Here is a 25936-nt window from a genome sequence, read left to right on the forward strand (position 1 = left end):
TGGCTGTACTCCATAGCGGGTGTTGATTTGCGCGCTCCCTAGCATGGGGTCTGGCCCATGAAAAGCCGTGATTGACCTTCGGCCCCGCTTGCTCCAAACGGCTTTCATGTTACGCATTTCAGAAATCAACTACTCCGTCGAAGGCCGCCCCCTGTTCGAGGAAGCCTCCGCCGTGATCCCCGAGGGGCATAAGGTCGGCATCGTCGGGCGCAACGGCGCGGGCAAGACGACGCTGTTCAAAATCATCCGTGGTGAGCTGTTACTCGACAGCGGCGATATCTCTTTGCCCTCCCGCGCCAAGATCGGCGGTGTGGCACAAGAGGTGCCCTCGTCAGAGACCTCGCTCATCGACACGGTGCTGGAGGCCGACATTGAACGTGCCCGGTTGATGAAAGAGAGCGAGACCGCCGAGGACCCCGCCCGCATCGCTGACATCCAGACCCGTTTGGCCGATATCGACGCTTGGTCCGCCGAAGGCCGCGCGGCGTCGATCCTCAAGGGGCTTGGTTTCGACGACGAAGAGCAGCAGATGCCCTGCTCCGCCTTCTCCGGTGGCTGGCGGATGCGCGTGGCGCTGGCCGCCGTGCTTTTTGCCCAGCCCGACCTGCTGCTTTTGGACGAGCCGACCAACTACCTCGACCTTGAAGGGGCGCTCTGGCTGGAAAGCTATCTGGCGAAATACCCCCATACGGTGTTGATCATCAGCCACGACCGCGGCCTGTTGAACCGCGCCGTGGGCGGCATCCTGCATCTCGAAGATCGCAAGCTGACCTATTACCAAGGCCCCTACGACCAATTCGCCCGCCAGCGCGCCGAGAAACGCGCGTTGCAGGCGGCGATGGCCAAGAAGCAACAGGCCCGGCGCGATCACATGCAGGCCTTTGTCGACCGTTTCAAGGCCAAGGCCAGCAAGGCCAAGCAGGCGCAATCGCGCCTCAAGATGATCGAGAAGATGGACATGATCACCGCGCCCGAGGAGGCGGCGCGCAAGGTCTTCACCTTCCCCGAGCCCGAGGAACTCTCGCCGCCGATCATCAACATCGAGAACGGCGCAGTCGGTTATAGCGACGACAACCCGGTGCTCACGCGCCTGAACCTGCGCATCGACCAAGACGACCGGATCGCCCTTCTGGGCAAGAACGGTCAGGGCAAATCGACGCTGGCGAAACTGCTGTCGGACCGCCTGCCCCTGATGGCCGGGCGGCAGGTCAATTCCTCCAAGCTGCGCGTGGGTTTCTTCGCCCAGCATCAGGTGGACGAATTGATTGTTGAGGAAACCCCGCTGCAACACATGATCGCCGCCCGCCCCGGCGTGCTGCAATCCAAGCTGCGCGCGCAGCTTGCGGGCTTCGGCCTTGGCCCCGAACAGGCCGAGACCGAGGTCGGGCGGCTTTCGGGCGGGCAGAAGGCGCGGCTGTCGCTGCTCTTGGCAACGCTGCACGCCCCGCATCTGCTGATCCTCGACGAGCCGACCAACCACCTCGACATCGAAAGCCGTGAGGCGCTGGTGGAGGCGCTGACGCGCTACTCGGGCGCGGTGATCCTCGTCAGCCACGACATGCACCTGCTGTCGCTGGTGGCCGACCGGCTGTGGCTGGTGTCGAAAGGCACGGTCAAACCCTATGAGGAAGATCTCGAAGCCTATCGTAAAATGCTGCTGACGCCGGAAAAGCCGGTTAGCAAGAACCCCACCAAGCCGAAAGAAGCGCCCAAGCCCAAACGCGCAAGCCGCGATGAGGTGTTGGCCCTGCGCAGCGAGGTCCGCAAGGCCGAAGCGCGGATGGAAAAGATCAACGAGATGCGCGACAAGCTCGCCAAGAAACTCGCCGATCCCGCGCTCTATGAAGACGCCAAAACCGGTGAGCTTGAGGTCTGGAACAAGAAATACGCCGAGGTGATGGAGGCGCTGGACCGCGCGGAATCGCTTTGGATGGGCGCACAGGAAAAGCTGGAGAAGGCCACGGCCTGACCCGGAAGCGTTCACTTTATCACATCGCAGGGGTCGCCTAAGGGGCGGCCCTCGTGCATTCTGGCAAGAAGCCCCGCGCCAAGGAAACCCCATGACCCTCGACACCGCCTATATGATCACCGCCCTCGTCACGATGTTCGTGGTGATCGACCCCATCGCCATCGCGCCGGTCTTCCTCGCGCTTACCCGCGGGATGAGCAACGCAGAGCGGCGCAAGATCGCATGGCGCGCGGTAGGCGTGGCCGGGTTGGTGCTGCTGATCTTCGCAGCCTTCGGCGAGGCAGTGCTGGGTTTCATCGGCATCTCGATGCCCGCCTTCCGCGTCGCGGGCGGCATTCTGTTGTTCATCACCGCCCTCGACATGCTTTTTGACCGCCGCACCAAGCGGCGCGAAGACCGCGCAGATGAGGATGACCACGACGACCCTTCCGTCTTCCCCATGGCCATTCCTTTGATTGCGGGCCCCGGCTCCATCGCCTCGGTCATCCTGCTGACGGGGGAAAAACCGGGCGGCGAAGGGCTGTTGACCATTATCGTGATCACCGCGCTGACACTGGTGGTCATGGCGCTGACCATGCAGGTCAGCGGCGCGCTGGAGCGGGCGATGGGCAAGACGGGCATCAACATCGTGACCCGTCTGCTTGGCATGTTGCTGGCGGCGCTCTCGGTGCAATTCGTGCTCGACGGCTTGGCGGCCTTTGGCTTTGGCCCCGGCCCCACGTCCGGCTGACATTTCCGCGCGGCCTTCCTATATGAGATCTAAGGGGGCGCGTTCATGGCCGAAATCGACACAGCACATCTGATCTATCTCATCGTTCTCCTGGCGATGGTGGCGGGCTGGTTTTTCATGCACAGCCGCCCGAATATGAACAAGACCCTGCAACAGGCGGCGGTCTGGGGGCTGATCTTTACCGGCGCCGCGGCGGGGGTCGGCCTGTGGCAAGACATCACCCGCGACAGCGCCCGCCAACATCTCACCATCAGCGAAGAGGGTGACATCGTCCTGCCCCGCGGGCGCGATGGGCATTACTACCTGACGGCCCAGATCAACGGCGCGCCGGTGCGCTTTGTCGTCGATACGGGCGCATCCGATATCGTGCTGACCAAATCCGACGCGGCGCGCATCGGCATCGACCCCGAGGGGCTGGATTACCTTGGCCGCGCGGGCACCGCCAATGGCGAAACGCGCACCGCCTTCGTGCGTCTCGACGAGGTGGTGGTGGGCCATGCGGTCGATCACAACGTCCCCGCGGTAGTGAATGACGGGATCATGTCGCAATCACTGCTCGGCATGGGCTACCTGCAACGCTGGGGCCGGATTGAGATCAGCGGCGGTGAACTGCGCCTGAGCCGCTGACGGAATAGGGCAAGACCTTGCCGGAAATACGGGGCAAGACATCAAACACGCCGTAAAATGACGCCGCATTCGCCGTAAATTGAACAGGTTCCCGCCCTTTTGAGCGGATATCTGCAGGGCACAACTGTACCCAATTTTGGAGAAAGTGCTGCTATGCTGATGAACATTTTTGGTGGGTCATCCTCCTACCAACAAAGCAACAAACCCGCTAAGGCGGAGAAGGCTGAAAAGCCGCAAGAGGCCGAAAAGGCCAAGGACAAGCCATCCCAGTTGCAGGCGAAACCCGCCAATGACGGGCAGAACGCGCAGAACAGCGCGGCGGCGCAGGAGGCATCCAAACCTCAAGCCGTGCAAGCGCCTGCCAAGGTCGAAACGGTGCAAGCTGTGGCACAGGCAAAGCCGGTCGAGACGGCTCAAAAGGCCACGAGCGCGGATGACGAAGCCTTTGTCCGCGCCGCAGCACAGCGCAGCGTCGATAGCCAGCGCACCCGCGCCCTGCTGGACACGATCGCGCCCGTGAACAACAGCGCGGTCGAAGCGGCCAAATCCTATGTCAGCAAGGTCGAACCCGCAGCACCGGAGGCCGAGGCGACCAAATCCGCCGCTGCCGCGAAACCCGCGCTCGACAAAGCAGCCTGATCCGCGTTCAGGGGCGGCGGGCTTTCGGCCCCTGCCCCTGCACTGCCGTCCTTTAAGTCTCGGCCTTCTTTTCCCAGCGACCGCTTTCCTCGGACCAATATTGGGCCGAGGCGCCGTCGGATTTCAGCCGCTTCCACAGGCCGCGTGCCTGATCCAACGCGACGGGATCATGTCCGTCGAACAACACACAGACCCGCTGGTGCGCTGCCACTTCCGCAGCGGTGACATCGGCCCCATGCACCGTCATCAGACAATCCGCCCGATTGGGGGCGCCATCCTCCAGCGTCAGCAGCACGGGCTGATCCGCGTCCTGCGGCCCGCCTGCCATGCCGTGGGGCAGAAAGCTATCCTCTGAATAGGTCCAAAGTGCCCGGTCCAGCGCATGTAGCCCCGCCCGATCCGTCCCGCGCAGAGCCACGCGCCAGCCATTGGCGAGCGACTTTTCCAGCAGCATCGTCAGCGTCTCGACCAGAGGTCGCTGGGTCAGGTGATAGAAGTAAGCCGCCCCCATCAGTCGCTCAGCCCTTCTCGAAACGATCGGCGACGAGACGGTTCAACGCCGCCACGCCCCAGCCCGTCGCGCCCGCAGGCGCCAGCGTGCTTTCGGATTTCAACGAGGCGACGCCGGCAATATCGAGGTGAATCCAAGGTGTCTCATCCTTGACGAACCGCTTGAGGAACTGCGCCGCAGTGATCGACCCCGCCGGACGCCCGCCGATATTTTTCATGTCGGCGACGCGGCTTTTCAGCAGGTCGTCATAGCCCTGCCCCAGCGGCATCCGCCACGCGCCTTCGCCTTCGCTCTCAGCGGCTTTCAGGAAATCGTTGCACAGCCCGTCGTCATTCGAAAAGACCCCGGCGTTCTCATGGCCCAGCCCGATGATGATGGCCCCGGTCAGCGTGGCCAAATCAATCATCGCCGCGGGTTTGAAACGGTCTTGCGCGTACCACATGACATCGCAGAGCACCAAACGCCCCTCGGCGTCGGTGTTGATGACCTCTACCGTGTCTCCCTTCATCGTGGTGATCACATCGCCCGGGCGGGTGGCATTGCCCGAGGGCATGTTTTCAACGATACCCACAAGCCCCACGACATTCGCCTTGGCCTTGCGCAGTGCAAGTGTGCGCATCACGCCCGAGACGACGCCCGCGCCGCCCATGTCCATGGTCATGTCTTCCATGCCAGCCCCGGGTTTAAGGCTGATGCCGCCGGTGTCAAAGACCACACCCTTGCCGACCAGCGCCAGAGGGGCTGAGTCATCGGCGCCGCCTTCCCACCGCATCACGACCACTTTCGACGGGCTGTCCGACCCTTGGCCCACAGACAAAAGCGTGCGCATTCCGAGCGTTGCAAGCTCTTCCTCATCCAGAACTTCAACCTTCAGGCCCAAGCTCTCCATCTCGGCCAGTCGTTCGGCAAAATTGGTGGTGGTCAGGATATTGGCGGGCGCGTTGGTCAGATCGCGGGTCATGAAGGCCCCCTCGGCCACGGCCATAAGCGGTGCGGCGGCCTCACGCGCGTCATCGGGTTTGGAACACATGACCTCGACCGTGCCTTTGCGCGCCTTGGGCGCGGATTTGTGATCTTCAAAGCCGTAGTCCCGCATTGCCAGACCAAAGGCCACATCGGCCACCCGGCGTGTCGCGGCGGCGAGCATCAGCAGATCGCTGTCACCCCGGCGTTTGGCCAGCGCCGCCCCAGCCTTGCGCGCGGTCATCACCTCGGCCCGGCGCGGCATATGAACCACGTCGACTGCCTCTGCTGCCATGCCCGCAGGATATCCCATGCTGAACACGTCACCGGGTTTCAGCGCCGCGAAACGCTCACTCTCTACCAGCCGCTGCAAAGCGCCTTTGGTCAGACGGTTCACCCGCCGCGCCCCGGCATCCAAACGACCCTCTGGCTCCAGAAACACCGCGATCCGCCCGGAATGCCCCGCGATACGGTCGATGTCGGTCTCGGCGAAGGTGATGGGGGTCAGATCGGTCATGGCATGCCTCATGGTTGATTTTGCCCCAGACCTAGCGCGCCGCGCGGCGCATGGCCAGATAGCAGTTTTCCCGCCCCGCGAATTGCTCTAAGATCTGCGCAAAGGCCGTCAGAGCATCTCGGGGGATCAGAGTGGCAAGAATTGACCGCTACATGCTGTCGCAACTTCTGGTTATGTTCGGCTTTTTCGCTTTGGTGCTGGTGGCGCTTTTCTGGATCAACCGCGCGGTTGTCCTGTTCGACCGTTTGATCGGCGACGGCCAGTCCGCCTTGGTGTTTTTGGAGTTTACGGCCCTCGGCCTGCCGAAACTCATCGTCACCGTCCTGCCCATCGCGACCTTTGCCGCCTCGGTCTATGTGACCAACCGCATGTCGGGCGAATCCGAGTTGACGGTGCTCCAAGCCGCAGGCTCCGGCCCGTGGCGGCTGGCGCGGCCCGTCTTCGTCTTTGGCCTGTGCGTGGCGGCCATGATGACGGTGCTGAGCCACTTTCTGGTCCCCATGGCGCAGGGCCAGTTGAAACAGCGCGAGGCCGAAATCTCGCGCAACCTCACTGCGCGGCTGCTGACGGAGGGGACTTTTCTGCATCCCTCCGACGATGTCACCTTTTATACCCGCGCCATCGACAGTGACGGCGTGCTGCGCGATGTTTTCCTGTCGGATCGGCGCAAGGCCGACGAGGGCGTGATCTACACCGCCGCCGAAGCCTACCTCGCCCGCAACGGCGACGACACGACGCTGATCATGCTCAACGGCATGGCGCAACGGCTGGACACCGAGACCAACCGCTTGGCCACGGCCAAATTCCGCGACTTTTCGTTCGATATTTCCCCGCTGGTCAGCAGCGGAGACGCGATCGACCTGTCGGTCAGCGCAATGGTCACGCCTTATCTGCTTTGGGATTGGGACGGGGTCGCGGCGGCGACCGACACCTCGCCGGGCGTGGTGGCCGAAGAGCTGCATGGCCGCTTCGCGCAGCCGCTGTTCTGTCTCGTCGCCGCGATGATTGGCTTTGCGACTTTGATCCTCGGCGGTTTCTCCCGCTTTGGCGTCTGGCGCGAGGCGGTGATCGCTTTTGGCCTGCTCATCGCAATCGACGGGCTGCGGGGCACGATGGTCGTGCAAATCCGCGAGGCGGCGGCGCTCTGGCCGCTGGCCTATCTGCCCTCGCTCATCGGGGCCATGCTGACGCTGGCGATGCTTTGGCAAGCCGCACATCCGCGCTGGATAAGGCGGCGTCTGCGTGGCAAGAAGGCCGCCACATGATCCTGCATTTCTATTTCGCCCGCCGCTTTTTCATGAGCTTTCTCGTCATCACCGGGGTGCTGGCCGCGCTGGTGATGCTGGTCGACGGTGTCGATCAGGCCCGGCGTTTCGCCGATGACGATGTGGGCTGGGATCAGGTGCTGGGCATGACGCTGCTGCACATGCCCCAGACCATCAACATGATCCTGCCGCTGATCATGATCCTCGCCACGGTGGCGCTTTTCATTGGGCTTGCCCGGTCTTCTGAATTGGTGGTGACCCGGGCCGCGGGCCGCTCGGCCCTGCGCGCGCTGGTGGCCCCGGTGGTGGTGGCCTTGATCATCGGCACGCTGGCCGTGGCCATGCTCAACCCCATCGTCGCGGCGACAAGTGAGCGGGCCGAGCAATTGACCCAAGAGTACCGGTCCAATGGCCGCGCGGCGCTCTCGGTCAGTGACGAGGGGCTGTGGCTGCGGCAAGGCACGGAGGAAGGCCAATCGGTCATTCGCGCATGGCGCACCAACGCCGACGCCTCCGTCCTCTATAACGTCACGATCATCAGCTATGACGCCGAGAAGGGTCCGATCCGGCGCATTGAAGCCGAAAGCGCACAACTTAGCAGCGGCGACTGGGAGCTCACCGGGGCGAAGATTTGGCCGCTGGCGGCCGGGGTGAACGCCGAAGGCGCGGCGGAGGTGCATGAGACCCTGACGATCCCCTCTTCCCTCACCGTCGAGCGTATCCGCGAAAGCATTGGCCGTGTCGCTGCCGTCTCGATCTATGAACTGCCCGAGTTCATCCGGCAATTGGAACAGGCCGGGTTCAGCACGCGCCAGCATGAGGTCTGGCTTCAGGCCGAGCTTGCGCGGCCCTTCTTTCTAGTGGCCATGGTTCTGGTTGCGAGCGCATTCACCATGCGCCATACCCGCTTTGGGGGGACCGGCGTCGCTGTGCTGGCCTCGATTTTGCTGGGGTTCGGTTTGTATTTCATTCGCAGTTTCGCACAGATCCTTGGCGAGAATGGCCAGATCCCCGTGATCCTTGCCGCTTGGGCGCCGCCCGTGGCGGCGATCTTTCTGGCGCTAGGCCTGCTACTGCATGCGGAGGACGGCTGACATGCGCGCGGCCCTTGTTGGACTTGCCCTTTCATTCGCGCCTCTGAGCCTTGCCGCCCAGACCGCGCCTGCCAGCGACCGCCCCGCCGTTCTGGTGGCCGATCAGGTCTTCATTACACGCGATAAGGTCTTGGTCGCGCGAGGAAATGTCGAAGCCTTCCAAGGGGAGACGCGGCTGCGCGCCACGGCGATCCGCTATGATCAAGCCACGGGCGCGCTTAGCATCGAAGGGCCGATCGTGCTGTCTGAGGGGGAGAATACCACGATCCTCGCCGATGCGGCCTCACTTGATACGGGTTTGCAGTCCGGCCTTTTGCGCGGCGCGCGGATGATCCTTGAGCAGCAGTTGCAGCTTGCCGCCGTGCAGATCAACCGGGTCGAAGGGCGTTATAGCCAACTTTACAAAGCCGCCGTAACCTCTTGCAAAGTCTGCGAAGACGGCGAAACGCCGCTTTGGCAGATCCGCGCAAAACGGGTGGTGCATGATCAGCTGGCGCAGCAGCTTTACTTTGACGAGGCGCAGTTCCGCATCAAGAACGTGCCCATCGCCTATCTGCCCCGCCTGCGCCTGCCAGACCCCACATTGGACCGCGCGACCGGGTTTCTGGCGCCCACGATCCGCTCGACCTCGCAATTGGGTGTCGGGCTGAAACTGCCCTATTTCATCAAGATCGGCGACCACCGCGATCTGACGCTGACGCCCTATCTTTCCGCCGAGACCCGCACGCTTGAGTTCCGCTACCGTCAGGCTTTCGTTTCGGGGCGGATCGAGTTCGAGGGGGCGATCACCGATGATGAGTTGGACCCCGGCAAGACCCGTGGCTACCTTTTCGGCACCGGCAGTTTCGATCTGCGGCGCGACTACAAACTGTATTTTGATATCGAGACCACGAGCGACAGTTCCTATCTCAGCGACTACGGCTATTCGGGCAAAGACCGTCTGACCAGCGAATTGACCGTCAGCCGCGCGCGGCGCGATGAGTATATGCGGGCAACCCTGCTGAACTACCAATCGCTCCGCGATGGTGAAGACAATGATCTGCTGCCCAATCTGGTCTTGGATGGTGAATTTGAGCGGCGCTATTTCCCGACTTCCGTGGGCGGCGAACTCCACCTGACGCTTGAGGCCCATAGCCACCGTCGGTCGTCGGACCTCAGCACCGATGGTAACGGGGATGGCGAAGCCGACGGGCGCGATGTGTCGCGGCTCAACGGGGAGGCCGCGTGGCTGCGCCGCTTCACCTTCGGCAACGGTCTGGTGACCGATGTTGAGGCGGGGGCGAGCTTTGGTCTGTTCAACATCGCGCAGGATGCCGTCTATGACGGGCGCTACTCCGACCTTGTGCCCCATGCCGCCGTCACCATGCGCTACCCCATGCAGCGCCGCGACGCCGCGGGCGTGGTGCAACAGCTTGAACCGCTGGTGCAATTGGGCTGGACTGGCGGTGATCGGCTCGACATTCCGAATGAGGAAAGCACGCTGGTGGAGTATGATGAGGGCAACCTTCTGTCGCTCAGCCGCTTCCCCCGGCCCGACCGGCGCGAACGGGGTGCCGTGGCGGCCATCGGGGTGAATTGGGCGCGGCTCGATCCCAATGGCATGGATGCCAGCCTGTCTTTCGGTCAGGTGATCCGCGCCGATGCGGATGATGCCTTTAGCTTTAGCTCTGGCCTGCAAGGCACCTATTCCGATTTCCTGCTGGCCGGGCAATTGCGCAGCGACAACGGTCTTGCGCTCATCGGGCGCGGGCTGGTCGATGATGACTTCGAGGTCGCCAAGGCCGAGCTGCGCGGGGTCTGGGATTTCAAACGCGGGCAGATCTCGGGCAGCTATGTCTGGCTGCACGAAGACGCCGCCGAGGACCGCAACGAAGACGTGTCTGAGATCACCTTCGACGGCAGCTATTCGATCAACAGCCAGTGGCAGGCCTCCGCCGAATGGCGGTTCGATCTTGCTGACGAACGCGCGGCGACGGCGGGTCTTGGCCTGAGCTACAACAATGAATGCGTGCAGGTCGACCTTTCGGTGAACCGCAGCTATTCATCCTCAACAAGTGTTGAGCCCTCAACGGATATCGGTTTTAACATCGGCCTCAGGGGCTTTGCCGCAAACACCGGAACAGAAAGATACGTACGCTCATGTGGGAAGTAACGAAACAGACCGTCCGCGCCGGGATCCGTGGGACTGCGGCACTCGCCCTTGCTCTGGTCATCGGCCAATCCGCAGCGGCGCAGAACCTCTTTGCGCCTGTGGCCCGTGTCAATGACGAGGTGATCACCGGCTACGAAGTGCAGCAGCGCCAGCGTTTCATGCAGCTGATCGGCGCGCCCGGGGCCGATACCGACAGCGTGATCGACAGTCTGATCGACGACCGCCTGCGTGGGCAGATCCTTGATCAAGCCGGGCTTGAAGTCACCCCCGAGGGCATTCGATCCGGCATGGCGGAATTTGCCAGCCGCGCGGATCTGACGACCGAGGAGTTTCTGAAAGTGCTGGGCCAAGCCCAGATTTCCGAAGAGACCTTTCGCGATTTCATCGTGATCAGCGCCGCCTGGCGTGACCTTATTCGCGCGCGCTATAATGGCCGGGTCAACATCACCGACGAAGAGGTCGACCGCGCCCTTGGCAGCAGCCGGGGCAACAACGGCCTGCGCGTGCTGTTGTCAGAGATCATCATTCCCGCCCCGCCGCAGAATGCCGATCAGGTGAACGCGCTGGCCGAACGCATTTCGGAAAGCCGCTCGGAAGCCGAATTCTCGTCCTATGCCAGCAAGCATTCCGCCACCGCCTCGCGCGGGCGCGGCGGTCGGATGCCTTGGACACCGCTTGAAAAACTGCCCGCCAGCCTGCGGCCCATCCTCTTGGCCCTCGCCCCGGGTGAGGTGACAGCGCCGCTGCCGATCCCCAATGCCGTGGCCCTGTTCCAACTGCGCGGCATCGAAGAGACCGGCAAGCCGAGCGTCGAGTATTCCGAGATCGATTATGCCGCCTATTACATCCCCGGCGGCCGTTCCGAGGCTGCCCTGTCGCGCGCGGCACAGCTGCGCGGTCAGGTAGATCAATGTGACGATCTCTATGGCGTGGCCAAGGGCCAGCCTGCCAATGTGCTCGACCGCGGCACCAAGGCCCCGGCAGAGATTCCGCAGGACGTGGCCATTGAACTGGCGAAACTCGACCCCGGCGAAGTCTCCACCGCGCTGACCCGTGCCAATGGGGAGACTTTGGTCTTCCTGATGCTCTGCAACCGCACCACGGCGGCCAATGCCGATGTGAACCGCGAGGCGGTGGTCAGTTCGATCCGGCAGCGCAAGCTTGAGGGCTATGCCACTCAGCTGCTGGAACAGGCCCGCGCCGAAGCCCGTATCACCCGCCAATGAGCCGCCCGTCCCGGCCGGTGGCCATCACCTGCGGTGAACCCGCCGGGATCGGCCCCGAGATCGCCGCCCGCGCTTGGGCGGCGCTCTCGAAGGACATCCCAATGGTCTGGATCGGCGACCCGCGTCATCTGCCGCAAGATGTCCCGCACCGCCTGATCGACAGCCCGGATGACCTGCGCGCGCCCAGTGCCGATGCGCTGCCCGTGCTCCCCCATCCCTTCGACAGCGCCGCCCTGCCCGGCGTGCCGCAGCCTGGCCATGCGCAGGGGGTGATCGATGTGATCGCCCGGGCGGTCGATCTGGTGCAGACTGGCGCCGCCTGCGGCGTCTGCACCGCGCCGATCCACAAGAAGGCGCTGCAAGACGGGGCCGGTTTCGCCTATCCGGGCCATACCGAATACCTCGCCGCACTTGCAGGCGTCGACGACGTGGTGATGATGCTCGCCTCTGATCAATTGCGCGTCGTGCCTGCCACGATCCATATCGCGCTCGATCAGGTGCCGCAGGCGCTGACCCCTTCGGGCCTGCGCCGCACGATTGAGATCACCGCGCAGGAATTGGAAAACCGCTTTGGCATCGCCCGCCCCCGGATTGCCGTCGCTGGGCTGAACCCGCACGCGGGCGAAGGCGGCAGCATGGGCCGGCAAGAGATTGACTGGATCGCGCCGCTGATCCTTGAGATGCAGGGCGAAGGCTTTGCGCTGACCGGGCCGTTGCCTGCCGATACGATGTTCCACGCCCGCGCCCGCGAAGGCTATGACGCGGCGGTGGCGATGTATCACGACCAAGCGCTGATCCCGATCAAGACCTTGGATTTCGACCGGGGCGTGAATGTGACGTTGGGGCTGCCCTTCGTGCGCACCTCGCCCGATCACGGCACCGCCTTTGACATCGCGGGCCAAGGGCGCGCCAACCCGACCAGCATGATCGAAGCGATCAAATTGGCATGGCAGATGGGCCAGAAGACATGAGTGCAATCGACAATCTCCCGCCGCTGCGCGAGGTGATCAACACCCACGAATTGGCGGCGCGCAAGTCCCTCGGCCAGAACTTTCTGCTGGATCTGAACCTCACGGCCAAGATCGCGCGGCAGGCCGGGGATATGGCCGATTGCGATGTGCTTGAGATCGGCCCCGGCCCCGGTGGCCTGACCCGCGGTCTGCTGGCCGAAGGCGCGCGTCATGTTCTGGCGATTGAGAAGGACCGCCGCTGCCTGCCCGCGCTGGCCGAGGTGGCGGAACATTACCCCGGTCGCCTGACCGTGATCGAAGGCGATGCGCTTGAGATCGACCCGCTGAGCCATCTGACCCCGCCCATCCGGGTGGCCGCCAACCTGCCCTATAACGTCGGGACCGAACTGCTGGTCCGCTGGCTCACCCCGCCCGAGTGGCCGCCGTTTTGGCAAAGCCTCACGCTGATGTTCCAGCGCGAGGTGGCGGAGCGGATCGTGGCGCAGCCGGGGGCGAAAGCCTATGGGCGGCTGGCCGTGCTGGCGCAGTGGCGCAGCGATGCGCGGATCGTGATGCAGTTGCCGCCGGGCGCTTTCACCCCGCCGCCCAAGGTCTCGTCGAGCGTGGTGCATCTGACCGCCCTGCCCGAGCCGCGCTTCCCTGCCGATCCGAAGGTGCTGAGCCATGTGGTCGCGATGGCCTTCAACCAGCGGCGCAAGATGCTGCGCTCGGCGCTCAAAGGTGCCGCGCCGGATATCGAGGACCGTTTGACCGCCGCGGGGCTAAAACCCACTGACCGCGCCGAACAGGTGCCGCTTGAGGGGTTCTGCGCCCTCGCCCGCGAGATTGCCAAGGGGTAACCATGTTCTACCGACTATTGCTCGTCTTTGCCCTGTTGCTGGGGCTTTCCGCCTGCGCCCTGCCGCGCAACGGCCCACCACCTCTGGGCACCGAGCCCGAGATCACGGAACTCGCCCGCGCTATCGAAAACCTCTCCCCGCAGGTAAATCCCGAAGAGGCCGCCCGTGCCGCGCGGATCGCTTACCGGCATACCCATGAACTGGCGATCGCCTATCAGATCACCGACCCGCCGCTGATCCATAACGTGAAGGTCAACAACGGCAGCAAGCCGCGCGGCCTGTGTTGGCATTGGGCAGAGGATTTGGAGAAACGGCTGAAGGCCGAGGGGTTCGCGACACTCGACCTGCACCGCGCCATCGCCAATGGCGACTCGCGGATCCTGCTGGACCATTCCACCGCCATCATCTCGGCCGCCGGGGCACCGATGCAGGCGGGGCTTGTCCTTGACCCTTGGCGGCGCGGGGGTGAGCTGTTCTGGTCGCCGGTCACCAGCGACCCGCGGTATGACTGGGCGCCGCGCGAAGAGGTGTTGCGGCGCAACGGGCGGATCAGATATGTGCAGGCGGGGATGGAAGGGTAAATCTGCCTGCCCTGCCGACCATCACCACCCACGAAAAAGCCCCGCAAATTGCGGGGCTTTTCTTATTCTGCGGCTTTGGCGGTGTCGTTGTTGCCGGCGCTGCTATTGTCCTGCGGCTGCGCCTCTGCCGCTTTCGGCTTGGGCTTGCGGCGCGGGGCGCGTTTCGGCTTGGGCTTGCTCTCGGGCGTGTCGACCAGCGTGCTCTCTTCGCTGTTCGTCTCGGCCTCGGCCTGCTGCTGCGCGGGCTCTTGCTGCTCTGGCTGTTTGTCGGCTTTCGGCTGCTCGCCCTGCGACTGGCCGCCCTGCTGTGCCTCACGCTCCTGACGCTCGGCCCGCTCGCGATCCCGCTCGGCTTGTCGCTCACGGTTCTGGCGCTCTTGCTCCTCGCGGCGCTGGTCCACTTCGCGCTGTGCCTCGCTCAGCAGACGCAGGTAGTGTTCGGCGTGCTGTTGAAAGTTCTCGGCGGCCACACGGTCATTGCTCAACTGGGCATCGCGGGCCAGTTGGTTGTATTTCTCGATAACCTGCTGCGGCGTGCCGCGCACCTTGCCCTCGGGGCCGGAGCTGTCGAAAACACGGTTGACGACATTGCCGCCGCCACCTTGCGACGAGCGTTTGCGGTTATTCTTCGACCGGGAGCGTGATCTGGGAGAATTCATGGAATGATGTCAGCCTTGTGTGCTGTGTGTCGTTCACCGGGGGTGCAAAGCACGTCTTGAACCCGGCCTAAGCGATATGTTGGGCATAGTGCCGCGCGGGACCGCCTGTGGCATCCACCGCTGCAACACCCCTGACTAACCATGCCAGAAAGGCTTGGGCAAGAAGAAACTGCCACTTAGCCCGCCAAATGGCGGTTTTTTCGCGATTTCACGCCGGTTTATCGGCTGAAACGACCCTTGGCCGCCCATCGAGATCATGCGCCAGCGTGACCCGGCCCCAGCCCGCCGCGGTAAAGATTTCCTGCACCGCTTCGCCCTGTTGCCAGCCGATTTCGACCATAACGCGGCCTTGAGCCGTGAGGTAGCCCTGCGCCTCGGCGGCGATGATGCGGTAGATGCTCAGCCCGTCTTGGCCGTCGGTCAGCGCCATTTCCGGCTCATGCTGGCGCAATTCCGGTGAGACATCGGCCATTTCCTCAGCGGCCAAATAGGGCGGGTTCGACAGGATCAGGTCAAACCGCCCCTCAACGGCGCTGAACCAATCGGACTGCCGGATATCGGCGCGGTCGGCCACCCCGTGCTGCACCGCATTGGCGCTGGCCTGAAGGCAGGCGGCTTCCGAGAGGTCCACCCCCAGCCCCGTCGCCGCAGCCCGTTCGGCCAGCAGGGTGACGAGGATACAGCCCGAGCCGGTGCCGAGGTCCAGAATGCGGGTGAAATCCTCGCCGAGGGCAAGGTCGATCAGGGTCTCCGTCTCGGGCCGCGGGTCAAGCACATCGCGGCTGATCGCGAAATCGCGGCCATAAAAGGCTCGCCGGCCAATGAGTTGCGAGACAGGCACGCGCACGGCGCGCAGGGAGATGAGCTGGTCAAAGCGTTCGGCAACCTCGGGGGCGATTTCCTCGGGCGCGATGAGGGTCACGCGGGCGGCATCGACAGCGGCGGCATGGGCGAGCAACAGCCGCGCATCCCGCGCCGGATCGGGCACACCGGCGGCACGCAGCCGTCCGGCGGCGGCGGCCATGGCTTGGGCGGCGGTTTGGGGGCTCACCCCTCCATCTCCGCCAATTGCCGCGCTTGGGCGTCGGCAGTCAGGGCATCGACGATCTCATCCAGATCGCCCTGCATCACCGCTTCGAGCCGGTATAGCGTCAGGTTGATCCGATGGTCCGTCATACGACCTTGGGGGAAATTATAGGTGCGGATCCGCTCAGAGCGGTCACCGGATCCCACCTGCGCCGCCCGGTCGGCAGAGCGCTCGCTGTCCATCCGGCTGCGCTCCATATCATAGAGCCGCGCTTTGAGCACCTGCATCGCCTTGTCGCGGTTGCGGTGCTGGGACTTCTCCGACGAGGTAACGACGATCCCGGTCGGAATATGGGTGATCCGCACGGCGGAATCGGTGGTGTTGACGTGCTGGCCACCGGCGCCCGAAGAGCGCATCGTGTCGATCCGCAGGTCATTTGCGTTAATCTCGATATCCACATCTTCGGCTTCGGGCAGGACCGCCACGGTCGCCGCCGAAGTATGGATACGCCCGCCGCTTTCGGTGGTGGGCACGCGCTGTACGCGGTGCACACCGCTTTCGAACTTGAGCCGGGCAAAGACATTCTGACCGGTGATATGGGCCACGACCTCTTTCACGCCGCCGAGTTCGGTCATCTGGCTTTCGATCAGGTCAAACCCCCAGCCCTGTGCCTCGGCATAGCGTTGGTACATGCGCAGAAGGTCACCGGCGAAAAGCGCCGCCTCATCGCCGCCCGTGCCGGGGCGGATCTCCAACATGGCGGGTTTCGCATCTGCCGCATCGCGCGGAAGAAGTGCAAGTTGCAACCCCTCCTCGACCTCCGGCAGGCGGGCGCGCAGGCGCGGCAGTTCATCCCGCGCAAGCTCAGCCATCTCGGGGTCTTTCAGCATCTCTTCGGCCTCTTCAAGGTCGCGCTGGAGCTGCTGGTAGAGGTCGATCTGATCGACCACGGGCTTGAGATCGCTGTATTCTTTCGCGAGGGCTGCAAAATCGGCCCCATCGGAGCCCGCAGACATGCTGGCCTCCAGAAACTGGAAGCGTTGCGAGATTTGCGCGAGGCGGTGCATCGGGATCATGGGGTTCCTGTCGCTTATGCAAATGCTTTGGTCAAGAGGCGGCTTGTGCTATCATGGGCTATGACACGTCTTATGCCGCTCATCTGCCTTATGGGCCTGACGGCCCTGCACCCTGCCCTTGCGGATGTCAAAGCGCCGGGCGGCAAGACGATTGATTGCTATTGCACCAACAGCAGCGGCGCCCGGGTGGAACTGGGTGAGACGATTTGCCTACAAGTGGATGGGCGCATGTTCATGGCGCAATGTCAGATGTCGCTCAATGTGCCAATGTGGCGGGAAGTGCAGCAAGGCTGCCTGTCATCGCGCCTCGATCTGATCAAGCCATCCGTTGACCCGCTTGGCGTTGACCCCCAGATCTGACCGGCCAAAACGCGAGCGGCCATAGACTTCGACATAGCGCGGGTTGTCACCGTAGATGCCGATGGTGGTGAAATCGGGATAGCCCATCAATTTGGTGCGGGTGACATAGGTGATCTGCCCCTGGGCGAGCGATCCGGCGACGACTTCGGTGCGCGGGGTTTGCAGGATCACCCGGTCAAGCTGGGCCAAAGCCTCGGCCCCGTCGCCCTCGACCGGGGCGCGCCAGACATAGCTGTTGGTGCCTTGGGTCTTGCCCATCTTCTGCCCGTCTGCCTGCACATGCCAACGCGCGGTGTCGATGGGCGCAAGGCGGATATAGGCCACCAAGGCGACGAGGGCGATCACGATGATCCAGAACAGCATTTTAAACACCTTTCAAAACTCGGCGGTCAGGGGCGACGGAGGTCGCAGTAAGCAAGCCGGCCCGCCTTTCAGCGGACCGGCGCGTGATGTCGTGGCTTTCGCTCACGCGGTTCTCATGCGGTGACCCAACAGCGACAGAATCTCGGTCGCGACATGGGCACCCGCCACCGCCGTGGCGCCGGTGGTGTCGAAGGGGGGCGAGACTTCGACGACGTCACCCCCCATGATGTTGATCCCCGCAAGATCGCGCAGCATGATCGACGCCTGCGCCGAGGTCAGCCCGCCCCACACCGGGGTGCCGGTGCCGGGGGCAAAGGCCGGGTCCAGCGCGTCGATGTCAAAGGTCAGATAGCAGGGATGATCGCCGAGGATCTCCTTGATCTTGGCAACGGTGGCCTGCGGGCCCTTCTCATGCACCTCACGCGCGTCGATGATATTGACGCCCATCGTGTCCTCATTGGTGGTGCGGATGCCGACCTGAACGCTGGTAGACGGGTCGACGATGCCGGACTTCACGGCCTTGTAGAACATCGTCCCGTGATCGATCCGGTCCATGTCGTCATCTTGCCAAGTGTCCGTATGCGCATCGAACTGTAACAGGCTGATAGGCCCGTATTTTTCCGCATAGGCCTTGAGGATCGGGAATGAGACATAGTGATCCCCGCCCAGCACGACCGAGGCCGCACCGGCATCCAGAATGGTTTTGATATGCGCGGTCAGGGCAGCGGGAAACTGGCTGACATGGCCATAGTCGAAGGCCAGATCGCCATAGTCCGCGATGGCGAATTCGCTCAGCACATCGAAATCCCAGCCATAGGGCGCGTCGGGGGCTTGCAGCGCGCTGGCCTCGCGGATGGCGCGGGGGCCAAGGCGGGTGCCGGGGCGATTTGTCACCGCTTGGTCGAAGGGCACGCCGGTCACAGCGATGTCGACGCCGGTCAGATCCTTGGTGTATTTCCGTCGCAAGAAGGAGGTCGCCCCGCCAAAGGTCAACTCATAGCTCGGCCCTTTGAGGTCCTCGCGGGTAAAGGCCATATCCATCTGTTTGGCCGCGTCTTCCAATGCCATTAGTTGCCTCCTGCTGGCTGTGCCCGCTCAACGATACGGGCGAAAAAGGATGCGCCAAGCGGCGCGATCTCGTCGTTGAAGTCGTATTCCGGATGGTGCAGACCCGCGCCTTCCCCGGCCCCGAGGAAGAGATAGGCGCCGGGGCGTTTTTCAAGCATGAAGCTGAAATCCTCCGCACCCATCTCGCGGCCATAATCGCCGTGCACTTGAGCCGCGCCCACCACCTCTGTCGCTGCCGCAATGGCGGCCTCGGCCTTGGCGGGATCATTGACCGTGGCGGGATAGCCGACCTCATAGTCCAACTCGGCGGTGACGTCATAACTCGCCGCCTGCCCGTCCACGATCTGCTGCATCCGGCGCATCACCATGGCCTGCACCTCACGGTCAAAGGTGCGCACGGTACCGTTGATATAGGCGGTTTCGGGGATGATGTTATCGGCGGTGCCGGTGTGGATCTGCGTGACTGAGACGACCAAATCCTGCGCCGCGACATGGTTGCGGCTGACGATGGTCTGAATGGCCGTGGCGATGCCGCAGGCCGCCACAACGGGGTCGCGGCTCTCATGGGGCATCGCGCCATGGCCGCCTTTGCCCTTGATATGAATGTGGAATTCATCCACCGCCGCCATGATTGGCCCCGGCGTAGTATAGAATGCGCCTTCGTCAAAGCCCGGCACGTTGTGGATGCCGTAAACCTGCGCGATCTCGAACCGCTCCATGATGCCCTCTTCGACCATCACGCCCGCGCCGCCGCCCGCCTCTTCGGCGGGTTGAAAGATCAGCGCCACCCGGCCTGCGAAATTGCGTGTCTCGGCCAGATATCGCGCCGCGCCGAGAAGCATGGTGGTGTGCCCGTCATGGCCGCAGGCGTGCATCTTGCCCTCTCGCGTGCTGGCATATTCCTTGTCCGTTGCCTCTTGGATCGGCAGCGCATCCATATCGGCGCGCAGGCCGATGGTCGGGCCTTCGCCCTGCCCTTCGATGATCGCCACGATACCGGTCGTCGCGATGCCCTCGTGCAGCTCATCCACACCAAACGCGCGCAGCCGCTCGGCCACGAAAGCCGCCGTCTCATGGCAGTCAAACGCCAATTCGGGAATCCCGTGCAAATGGCGCCGCCATGCTGTCATATCCTCCGCAAAGGCATTGATGCGGTTCACCACGGACATGGGCTGGACTCCTTGGGTTTGGTTTGGTCAGGGTGCATCTGACACCAGACATACGGGGCCTGCAATGCCGGACAACACAAAAGCCGATCTCATTCACGATTCAGATGCCGGGATCGAACGGTTGCTCGAAATCATGCGCCGCCTGCGCGACCCTGGGACGGGCTGCCCCTGGGATATCGAGCAGGATTTCGACAGCATCGCCCCCTATACCATTGAAGAGGCTTATGAAGTCGCCGATGCCATCGTCCGGCGTGATTGGGGCGAGCTTGAGGGGGAGTTGGGCGATCTGCTGCTGCAATCGGTCTATCACACGGCGATGGGTGAAGAAGCGGGGCATTTCACCTTTCAATCCGTGGTGCGCAACATCAGCGATAAGATGGTAGCGCGGCACCCGCATGTCTTTGGCGACGAATCCCGCGACAAGAGCGCCGAACAGCAGACCGCCGATTGGGAAAAGATCAAAGCCGCCGAACGTGCGGGCAAGGCACAGGGGGGCACCTTGGACGGGGTGGCGATCGGCCTGCCTGCGCTGTTGCGGGCGATGAAGCTTCAGAAACGCGCGGCGCGTGTGGGCTTCGACTGGCCCGAGACGACGCAGGTGCTCGACAAGATCACCGAAGAGGCCGCCGAATTGGTCGAGGCCAAGGACCAGCTGAGCCAAGCGGAGGTCGAGGAAGAATACGGCGATCTGCTCTTCGTCATGGCCAATCTGGGCCGCCATCTGGGGCTGGACCCAGAAGCCGCTCTGCGCGCCGCGAATGCCAAATTCACCCGCCGGTTCGAAGGGGTCGAGGCCCGGCTTGCCGCCATGGGCAAAACCCCGCAAGACAGTGATCTGGCCGAGATGGACGCGCTGTGGGATGCGGTGAAACTGGCGGAACGCGGCTAATCGCCGGGTCTGCGGCTGGACAAAGACCCGCCCCTCCGGCAAGGCTCTGCCCCAAGCAATTTGACGAAAGTAAGCCCATGACCCCGCGCAAAATCATCATCGACACCGACCCCGGACAGGACGACGCCGTGGCGATCCTCCTTGCCCTTGCCAGCCCGCGAGAGATCGAGGTTCTGGGCATCACCTGTGTCGCGGGCAACGTGCCGCTGGATCTGACTTCGAAAAACGCCCGGATCGTTTGCGAATTGGCGGGGCGGGATGATGTGAAAGTCTTTGCCGGTTGCGACCGCCCGCTGGGGCGTGATCTGGTGACGGCGGAACATGTGCATGGCAAGACCGGCCTCGACGGCCCCGACCTGCCCGATCCAACCATGCCGCTGGCCGAGGGGCATGGGGTGGATTTCATCATCGAACAGGTCCGCGCCCATCCCGCAGGTAGCGTAACCCTTTGCCCCTTGGGGCCGTTGACCAATATCGCGACCGCCCTGCAAAAAGCGCCCGACATCGCCAAGAAGGTGCAAGAGATCGTGCTGATGGGCGGCGGCTATTTCGAGGGGGGCAACATCACGCCCACGGCGGAATTCAACATTTACGTCGACCCCCATGCCGCTGATATCGTTTTCAAATCCGGCATTCCGATCGTCGTCATGCCGCTTGATGTCACCCATAAGGCGCTGGTCACCAAACCGCGCAACGATGCCTTCCGCGCACTTGGCACCAAGGTCGGCGTCGCGGTGGCCGAGATGACCGATTTCTTCGAGCGGTTCGACAAAGAGAAATACGGCTCGGAAGGCGCGCCGCTGCATGATCCTTGCGTCACCGCCTATTTGATCAACCCCGATCTTTTCCAAGGCCGTCATATCAATGTCGAGATCGAGACCCAGTCGGAACTGACCATGGGCATGACCGTCGCCGACTGGTGGCGCGTGACCGACCGGGCGCCCAACGCGCTCTTCGTAGGCGATCTTGATGCCGACGGGTTCTTTTCCCTGCTCACCGAAAGGCTGGCCCGCCTATGAGCGCCCATCTCACCCTCGGCGCGCCTGAGCATCTCGACAAGCTTGTAGCGCTTGTCGCGGCATTCCACGCCGAAGCGGGGATCGAGATGAGCGATGAACAGCGTCGCCGCGGGCTGGCCCCGCTGTTGGATGGCATCCCCCATGGCGCCGCCTATCTGATCGGCCCGCCCCGCGCGCCCATCGGCTATGTGGTGATCTGTTTCGGTTGGTCGGTTGAATTCGGCGGCTTGGACGCCATCATTGATGAAATTTACGTCCGTCCCGGCGTGCGGGGTCGCGGCATCGCCTCGGAAGCGCTGATCGCGTTGCCCCGTGCGCTGGCGGCGGGCGGGCTGCGGGCCGTCCATCTTGAGGTGGATCGCAACAATGCCGCGGCGATGAAACTCTATACCCGTGCGGGCTTTCGCCCGCGCGAGGATTACATGCTTATGTCCCGGACCCTGTGATGCGTATTCCTTTCGATAACAGCTATGCTGCCCTGCCCGACGGGTTCTTTACCCGGCTGGGCCCGACGCCTGTAAAAGCGCCCAAGCTTTTGGCGTGGAATGCGGCATTGGCGGCAGAACTGGGTATCGAAGGGGCTCAACCCGCGCAGATTACGCAGGTTTTCGCAGGGAACGAAGTACCCGAGGGCGCGGACCCCTTGGCGCAGCTTTACGCCGGGCATCAATTCGGCAACTTCAACCCGCAACTAGGCGATGGCCGGGCGATTTTGCTGGGGGAAGTCGTCGATCAGGGCAGCAAGCGCCGTGACATTCAGCTCAAAGGCTCAGGCCCCACGCCCTATTCGCGGATGGGTGATGGCCGGGCATGGGTTGGCCCGGTGCTGCGCGAATATTTGATAAGCGAAGCGATGCATTCCCTCGGCGTGCCGACCACACGCGCCTTGGCCGCCATCGCTACCGGAGAGCCAATCCTGCGCGAAAGCGGCCCGTTGCCCGGTGCCATCGTGACCCGTGTAGCAGCCAGCCATCTGCGCGTCGGTACCTTTCAGGTCTTCGCCCATCGCGGGGAGACGGAGGGGCTCAAGACCCTCACCGACTACGCCATTGCACGGCATTACCCCGAGGCCGACGGCCCGCTTGGCCTTCTGCGCGCGGTCTGTGCCGCGCAGGCGGAACTCGTGGCGCAATGGATGTCGGTGGGCTTTATCCACGGCGTGATGAACACCGACAATTGCAGCATCTCGGGCGAAACGATCGACTATGGCCCCTGCGCTTTTATGGATGCCTTCCATCAGGGCCGGGTCTTTAGCTCCATCGACCGGCAGGGGCGCTATGCCTATGGAAACCAGCCGCAGATCGTGGTCTGGAACATGGCGCAGCTGGCGACCTCGCTCTTGCAGCAGATGGAGGACAAGGAGAGCGCTGTCGAAGAGGCCACCGAGATCGTCCACGACATGCCCGACTTGATCGAAGCCGCATGGCTGCGCCGTTTCGCGGCGAAGATCGGCATCTCGACACCGCGGGCCGAGGATGTCGACTTGATCAACGAATTGCTGGGGCTGATGCAAAAGGATGGTGCGGACTTCACCAATGCCTTCCGCGCGCTTCCCACAGATCAAGCCCGCGATCAGTTCACCGACCGCGACGCCTTTGACAAATGGGCCGAGGGCTGGCGCGCGCGGATCGAAGGGGAGCCCCATCCGCAAGCGGTGATGAATGCGGCGAACCCCGCCGTGATCCCCCGCAACCACCGGATCGAAGAGATGATCGAGGCCGCCGTCGCGGGCGACATGGCCCCTTTTGAGCGGCTGATGAGAGCGCTGGCCACCCCCTTTGACGAGACGGACCCCGAGCTTCAGCGCCCGCCGACCGAGGACGAGATCGTGCCCGCCACATTCTGCGGCACCTGAGCTTAGTGGCCGCGGGGTTTACGGTTGATCAGGTAAATCCCGGCCGCCACCAGCAGCAATGCGGCCCAGATGCTCAGCCCCACCTCTTCCGAGAGGAACCGCCAGCCCAGAAGCACGGCAAAGACCGGCGACAGGAAGCTAAACGAGGCGACGGAGGCTGCGGGATAGATCGTCAGCAGCCAGAACCACGCCAGAAAACCAAAGCTCGCCACCGCGATGATCTGATAGGCAAGCCCCGCCAGATGCACAGGGGCCACCTCGCGCAGCAGCGGGCCAAAAAGCGGCGCAAGCAGCAGAAGGATCGGGATGGAGACCACCAGTTGCATCATCAGTTGCTGCGCGGGCGGCACTTTGGCCAGCGGCGTGACACGAACGCAAAGCGCGATCCCCGCCCAGCAGAGGGCGGCGAAAAGCGCCAGAAGATCGCCCAGCCAATGCGCCCCTGCAGTTCCACCATCGCTTAGCGCCAGCACCACGCCGCCCATAGCAAGCCCCATGCCGATGAGCCGCGCCCCGCTTAGCCGCTCTCCCGGTAGCCACAGATGCGCGGCAATGCCAAGCCAGACCGGCATGGAGTAAAGCAGGATCGACGCGCGGCTGACCGTAGTCAGATCGAGCGCGAGGAACAGGCAGACAAACTCAAGCGTAAAGAAAAGCCCCGCGGCCACACCGCCCCATAGCGCAGCACGCGGGATCGACAGGCTGACGCCCCGCAACCGCATCCAGATCAGCAGCAAAAACACCGCCCCGAGAGAGCGCAGCCCGGCCAGAAAGACCGGGTTGAAGCCGCCAGTACTGACCTTGATGACGACTTGGTTAAAACCGAGGTTCAGCGCGAAGAGCACCAGCGCCACGGCGCCAAATGTGTCGATATGTGATTTGCGTTCCATCCTGACAAAAGCGCTGCCCGGATCAGATAAGTCAATGGCGCGCCGCGGTTTTCCGGGCGCGCCATTTCGCTGTCTCAGTGATGTGCCTCGGCTCAGGCCGCCTGCTGGCCGCCCGACTTGCCGCCGCCGCCACGCCTGCGACGGCGCCCGCCGCTCGGCTTGCCCGCGCCTTCACCACCGCCGCCGCCGCCACCGGGACGACCGCCACCACCACCGGGGCGGCCACCGCGTCTGCGGCCCCGGCCCTTGGGTTTCGCAGGCTCATCGATCACTTCCCAAGGACGGCCCGAGGCCACGGGGATCGAAATACCCATGGTCTTTTGGATCGCCTTCAGTTCGCCCATTTCATCGGGGGCGCAGAAGGCCACGGCGGCCCCATCTTTGCCCGCCCGCGCGGTCCGGCCAATGCGGTGGACATAGTTGTCCGGCACATTCGGCAGGTCGAAGTTATAGACGTGTTTCACATCCGGAATGTCCAAGCCCCGCGCCGCCACATCGGTGGCCACCAACACGGTGATGTCGCCATTCTTGAACCCCGCAATCGCGCGATCCCGCTGACCTTGGCTTTTGTTGCCATGGATCGAAGCGGCATCGAAGCCGGCCTTCACCAGCGTCTTCATCAGCTTTTCCGAGCCGTGTTTCGTGCGGCCAAAGACCAACGCGCGTTCGCCCTTGTGTTTGGCCAGAAGTTCTTTCAGCAGTTCGGTCTTCTCAGCCTTGGCGATGAAATGCACCTCTTGCGTGACCTTGTCTGCCGCCTTGCCCGGAGGCGAGACTTCGATGCGGATTGGGCTGTTGAGATAGCTGTTGGCGATCTCGTTCATCAGCTTGGGCATGGTCGCCGAGAAGAGCATCGTCTGCCGCTCTTTCGGGATCATGTTCGAGATTTTGCGCAGATCATGGATGAACCCCATGTCGAGCATCTGGTCGGCCTCATCCAGCACGAGGAAGGTCGTTGCGTCGAGCTTGACCGCGCGGCGGTCGAGCAAGTCCAGCAGACGGCCCGGTGTGGCAATCAGCAGATCGACACCCCGTTCCAGACGTTTGATCTGGGTGTTGATCGACTGGCCGCCAACCACCATCGCCACTTTGATCGGCGTGCCTTCGGCATAGCCGCGCAGGTTCACGGCGATCTGCTGCGCCAGCTCGCGCGTAGGGGCCAGCACGAGCCCGCGCACGGAACGCGCTGCGGGGCGGCCCTCGATCTCCATCATCTGGGCCAGCAGCGGCACGCCAAAGGCGGCGGTCTTGCCGGTGCCGGTCTGGGCAAGGCCCATCACGTCGCGCCCGTTCAGCGCATGGGGGATCGCCTGTTTCTGGATCGGGGTCGGCTCGTTCAGCCCCATCTCTTTCAATCGGGCCACCAGTTTGGCAGGCAGGCCCATCATGTCAAAATCGCTCATTCGTTCACTTTCCGGCCCGCGAAAACGCGCGCCATGTTCTTTCGCCGCGCCACTCAACAGGCGCCACGGGGTCG

General features: G+C 63.5%; 26 protein-coding genes. 16 read left to right on the forward strand and 10 right to left on the reverse strand.

Annotated elements, in window-relative coordinates; translation table 11 throughout:
* Positions 1-106: 106 nt before the first annotated feature.
* The 4 genes from ACGYK9_RS01725 (at position 107) to ACGYK9_RS01740 (ending at position 3965) form a co-directional block, all read left to right on the forward strand.
* On the forward strand, positions 107-1969 hold the full coding sequence (locus ACGYK9_RS01725; RefSeq protein ID WP_394407842.1) for an ABC-F family ATP-binding cassette domain-containing protein: 1863 nt from the start codon (positions 107-109) through the stop codon (positions 1967-1969).
* A gap of 91 nt (positions 1970-2060) precedes the next feature.
* A complete protein-coding gene (locus ACGYK9_RS01730; RefSeq protein ID WP_067266625.1) occupies positions 2061-2699 on the forward strand; it encodes a MarC family protein in 639 nt (212 codons plus the stop codon).
* Positions 2700-2744: 45 nt separating this feature from the next.
* A complete protein-coding gene (locus ACGYK9_RS01735) occupies positions 2745-3326 on the forward strand; it encodes a TIGR02281 family clan AA aspartic protease (RefSeq protein WP_209217741.1) in 582 nt (193 codons plus the stop codon).
* A 153-nt stretch (positions 3327-3479) separates the two neighbouring features.
* The gene (locus ACGYK9_RS01740) at positions 3480-3965 is read left to right on the forward strand and encodes a hypothetical protein (protein ID WP_394407845.1); all 486 of its coding nucleotides are present in this window, start codon (positions 3480-3482) and stop codon (positions 3963-3965) included.
* A 52-nt stretch (positions 3966-4017) separates the two neighbouring features.
* Here the strand turns inward: ACGYK9_RS01740 and ACGYK9_RS01745 are convergent, their stop codons facing one another.
* Both ACGYK9_RS01745 and ACGYK9_RS01750 read right to left on the reverse strand, forming a co-directional pair.
* On the reverse strand, positions 4018-4476 hold the full coding sequence (locus tag ACGYK9_RS01745) for a DNA polymerase III subunit chi (RefSeq protein ID WP_394407847.1): 459 nt from the start codon (positions 4474-4476) through the stop codon (positions 4018-4020).
* A 7-nt stretch (positions 4477-4483) separates the two neighbouring features.
* On the reverse strand, positions 4484-5956 hold the full coding sequence (locus ACGYK9_RS01750; RefSeq protein ID WP_394407849.1) for a leucyl aminopeptidase: 1473 nt from the start codon (positions 5954-5956) through the stop codon (positions 4484-4486).
* Positions 5957-6087: 131 nt separating this feature from the next.
* Between ACGYK9_RS01750 and lptF the strand changes: the two genes are divergently transcribed.
* The 7 genes from lptF to ACGYK9_RS01785 are packed head-to-tail and all read left to right on the forward strand — an operon-like array spanning position 6088 to position 14084.
* Entirely contained in the window at positions 6088-7221 is a 1134-nt protein-coding gene (gene lptF / locus ACGYK9_RS01755; RefSeq protein WP_394407851.1) for an LPS export ABC transporter permease LptF, read from the forward strand.
* Positions 7218-8315, forward strand: a complete 1098-nt coding sequence (gene lptG / locus ACGYK9_RS01760) for an LPS export ABC transporter permease LptG (protein ID WP_394407853.1) — start codon at positions 7218-7220, stop codon at positions 8313-8315. The genes lptF and lptG overlap by 4 nt, the downstream gene beginning before the upstream one ends.
* Before the next feature lies 1 nt (position 8316).
* Positions 8317-10467 carry an LPS-assembly protein LptD gene (locus tag ACGYK9_RS01765; RefSeq protein WP_394407855.1) on the forward strand — a complete coding sequence of 717 codons (2151 nt, stop codon included), beginning with the start codon at positions 8317-8319 and terminating at the stop codon, positions 10465-10467.
* A complete protein-coding gene (locus tag ACGYK9_RS01770; protein WP_394407857.1) occupies positions 10455-11693 on the forward strand; it encodes a peptidylprolyl isomerase in 1239 nt (412 codons plus the stop codon). Before ACGYK9_RS01765 ends, ACGYK9_RS01770 begins: the two co-directional genes overlap by 13 nt.
* Complete coding sequence (gene pdxA, locus ACGYK9_RS01775) at positions 11690-12664, forward strand: 4-hydroxythreonine-4-phosphate dehydrogenase PdxA (RefSeq protein ID WP_394407859.1); 975 nt, start codon at positions 11690-11692, stop codon at positions 12662-12664. Before ACGYK9_RS01770 ends, pdxA begins: the two co-directional genes overlap by 4 nt.
* Complete coding sequence (gene rsmA, locus ACGYK9_RS01780) at positions 12661-13503, forward strand: 16S rRNA (adenine(1518)-N(6)/adenine(1519)-N(6))-dimethyltransferase RsmA (RefSeq protein ID WP_394407861.1); 843 nt, start codon at positions 12661-12663, stop codon at positions 13501-13503. The genes pdxA and rsmA overlap by 4 nt, the downstream gene beginning before the upstream one ends.
* 2 nt (positions 13504-13505) lie before the next feature.
* The gene (locus ACGYK9_RS01785; RefSeq protein ID WP_394407863.1) at positions 13506-14084 is read left to right on the forward strand and encodes a hypothetical protein; all 579 of its coding nucleotides are present in this window, start codon (positions 13506-13508) and stop codon (positions 14082-14084) included.
* 62 nt (positions 14085-14146) lie between these two features.
* Here ACGYK9_RS01785 and ACGYK9_RS01790 read toward each other — a convergent pair whose 3' ends face one another.
* The 3 genes from ACGYK9_RS01790 to prfA form a co-directional block, all read right to left on the reverse strand.
* Positions 14147-14743 (reverse strand): DUF4167 domain-containing protein, encoded by a 597-nt coding sequence (locus tag ACGYK9_RS01790; protein ID WP_394407865.1) that lies wholly within the window; start codon positions 14741-14743, stop codon positions 14147-14149.
* A 208-nt stretch (positions 14744-14951) separates the two neighbouring features.
* Positions 14952-15794 (reverse strand): peptide chain release factor N(5)-glutamine methyltransferase, encoded by an 843-nt coding sequence (gene prmC, locus ACGYK9_RS01795; protein WP_394422368.1) that lies wholly within the window; start codon positions 15792-15794, stop codon positions 14952-14954.
* Positions 15791-16846 (reverse strand): peptide chain release factor 1, encoded by a 1056-nt coding sequence (gene prfA / locus ACGYK9_RS01800; protein WP_322327676.1) that lies wholly within the window; start codon positions 16844-16846, stop codon positions 15791-15793. The genes prmC and prfA overlap by 4 nt, the downstream gene beginning before the upstream one ends.
* A gap of 60 nt (positions 16847-16906) precedes the next feature.
* Between prfA and ACGYK9_RS01805 the strand changes: the two genes are divergently transcribed.
* Entirely contained in the window at positions 16907-17206 is a 300-nt protein-coding gene (locus tag ACGYK9_RS01805) for a hypothetical protein (RefSeq protein ID WP_271687199.1), read from the forward strand.
* On the opposite strand, the gene ACGYK9_RS01810 is transcribed toward ACGYK9_RS01805, so the two are convergent.
* The 3 genes from ACGYK9_RS01810 to ACGYK9_RS01820 all read right to left on the reverse strand — a co-directional run bounded on the left by ACGYK9_RS01810 (position 17144) and on the right by ACGYK9_RS01820 (position 19806).
* Positions 17144-17569, reverse strand: coding sequence for a DUF1499 domain-containing protein (locus ACGYK9_RS01810; RefSeq protein WP_394407869.1), 426 nt, complete (start codon positions 17567-17569; stop codon positions 17144-17146). The genes ACGYK9_RS01805 and ACGYK9_RS01810 overlap by 63 nt on opposite strands.
* A gap of 102 nt (positions 17570-17671) precedes the next feature.
* Complete coding sequence (speB, locus tag ACGYK9_RS01815; RefSeq protein WP_394407871.1) at positions 17672-18637, reverse strand: agmatinase; 966 nt, start codon at positions 18635-18637, stop codon at positions 17672-17674.
* Complete coding sequence (locus ACGYK9_RS01820) at positions 18637-19806, reverse strand: M20 aminoacylase family protein (RefSeq protein ID WP_394407873.1); 1170 nt, start codon at positions 19804-19806, stop codon at positions 18637-18639. The genes speB and ACGYK9_RS01820 overlap by 1 nt, the downstream gene beginning before the upstream one ends.
* A gap of 64 nt (positions 19807-19870) precedes the next feature.
* Between ACGYK9_RS01820 and mazG the strand changes: the two genes are divergently transcribed.
* From mazG to ACGYK9_RS01840, 4 genes are all read left to right on the forward strand, one after another.
* Positions 19871-20695 carry a nucleoside triphosphate pyrophosphohydrolase gene (gene mazG, locus ACGYK9_RS01825; RefSeq protein WP_394407875.1) on the forward strand — a complete coding sequence of 275 codons (825 nt, stop codon included), beginning with the start codon at positions 19871-19873 and terminating at the stop codon, positions 20693-20695.
* A gap of 77 nt (positions 20696-20772) precedes the next feature.
* On the forward strand, positions 20773-21714 hold the full coding sequence (locus ACGYK9_RS01830; protein WP_394407877.1) for a nucleoside hydrolase: 942 nt from the start codon (positions 20773-20775) through the stop codon (positions 21712-21714).
* A complete protein-coding gene (locus ACGYK9_RS01835) occupies positions 21711-22160 on the forward strand; it encodes an N-acetyltransferase (protein WP_067265911.1) in 450 nt (149 codons plus the stop codon). The genes ACGYK9_RS01830 and ACGYK9_RS01835 overlap by 4 nt, the downstream gene beginning before the upstream one ends.
* Positions 22160-23569, forward strand: a complete 1410-nt coding sequence (locus tag ACGYK9_RS01840; RefSeq protein ID WP_394407879.1) for a YdiU family protein — start codon at positions 22160-22162, stop codon at positions 23567-23569. The genes ACGYK9_RS01835 and ACGYK9_RS01840 overlap by 1 nt, the downstream gene beginning before the upstream one ends.
* 2 nt (positions 23570-23571) lie before the next feature.
* On the opposite strand, the gene ACGYK9_RS01845 is transcribed toward ACGYK9_RS01840, so the two are convergent.
* Both ACGYK9_RS01845 and ACGYK9_RS01850 read right to left on the reverse strand, forming a co-directional pair.
* The gene (locus tag ACGYK9_RS01845; protein WP_394407881.1) at positions 23572-24459 is read right to left on the reverse strand and encodes a DMT family transporter; all 888 of its coding nucleotides are present in this window, start codon (positions 24457-24459) and stop codon (positions 23572-23574) included.
* A gap of 92 nt (positions 24460-24551) precedes the next feature.
* The gene (locus ACGYK9_RS01850) at positions 24552-25862 is read right to left on the reverse strand and encodes a DEAD/DEAH box helicase (RefSeq protein ID WP_394407884.1); all 1311 of its coding nucleotides are present in this window, start codon (positions 25860-25862) and stop codon (positions 24552-24554) included.
* Positions 25863-25936 lie beyond the last annotated feature (74 nt).

Source organism: Sulfitobacter sp. 1A15258 (assembly GCF_043557045.1).
Lineage (GTDB): Bacteria > Pseudomonadota > Alphaproteobacteria > Rhodobacterales > Rhodobacteraceae > Sulfitobacter > Sulfitobacter faviae.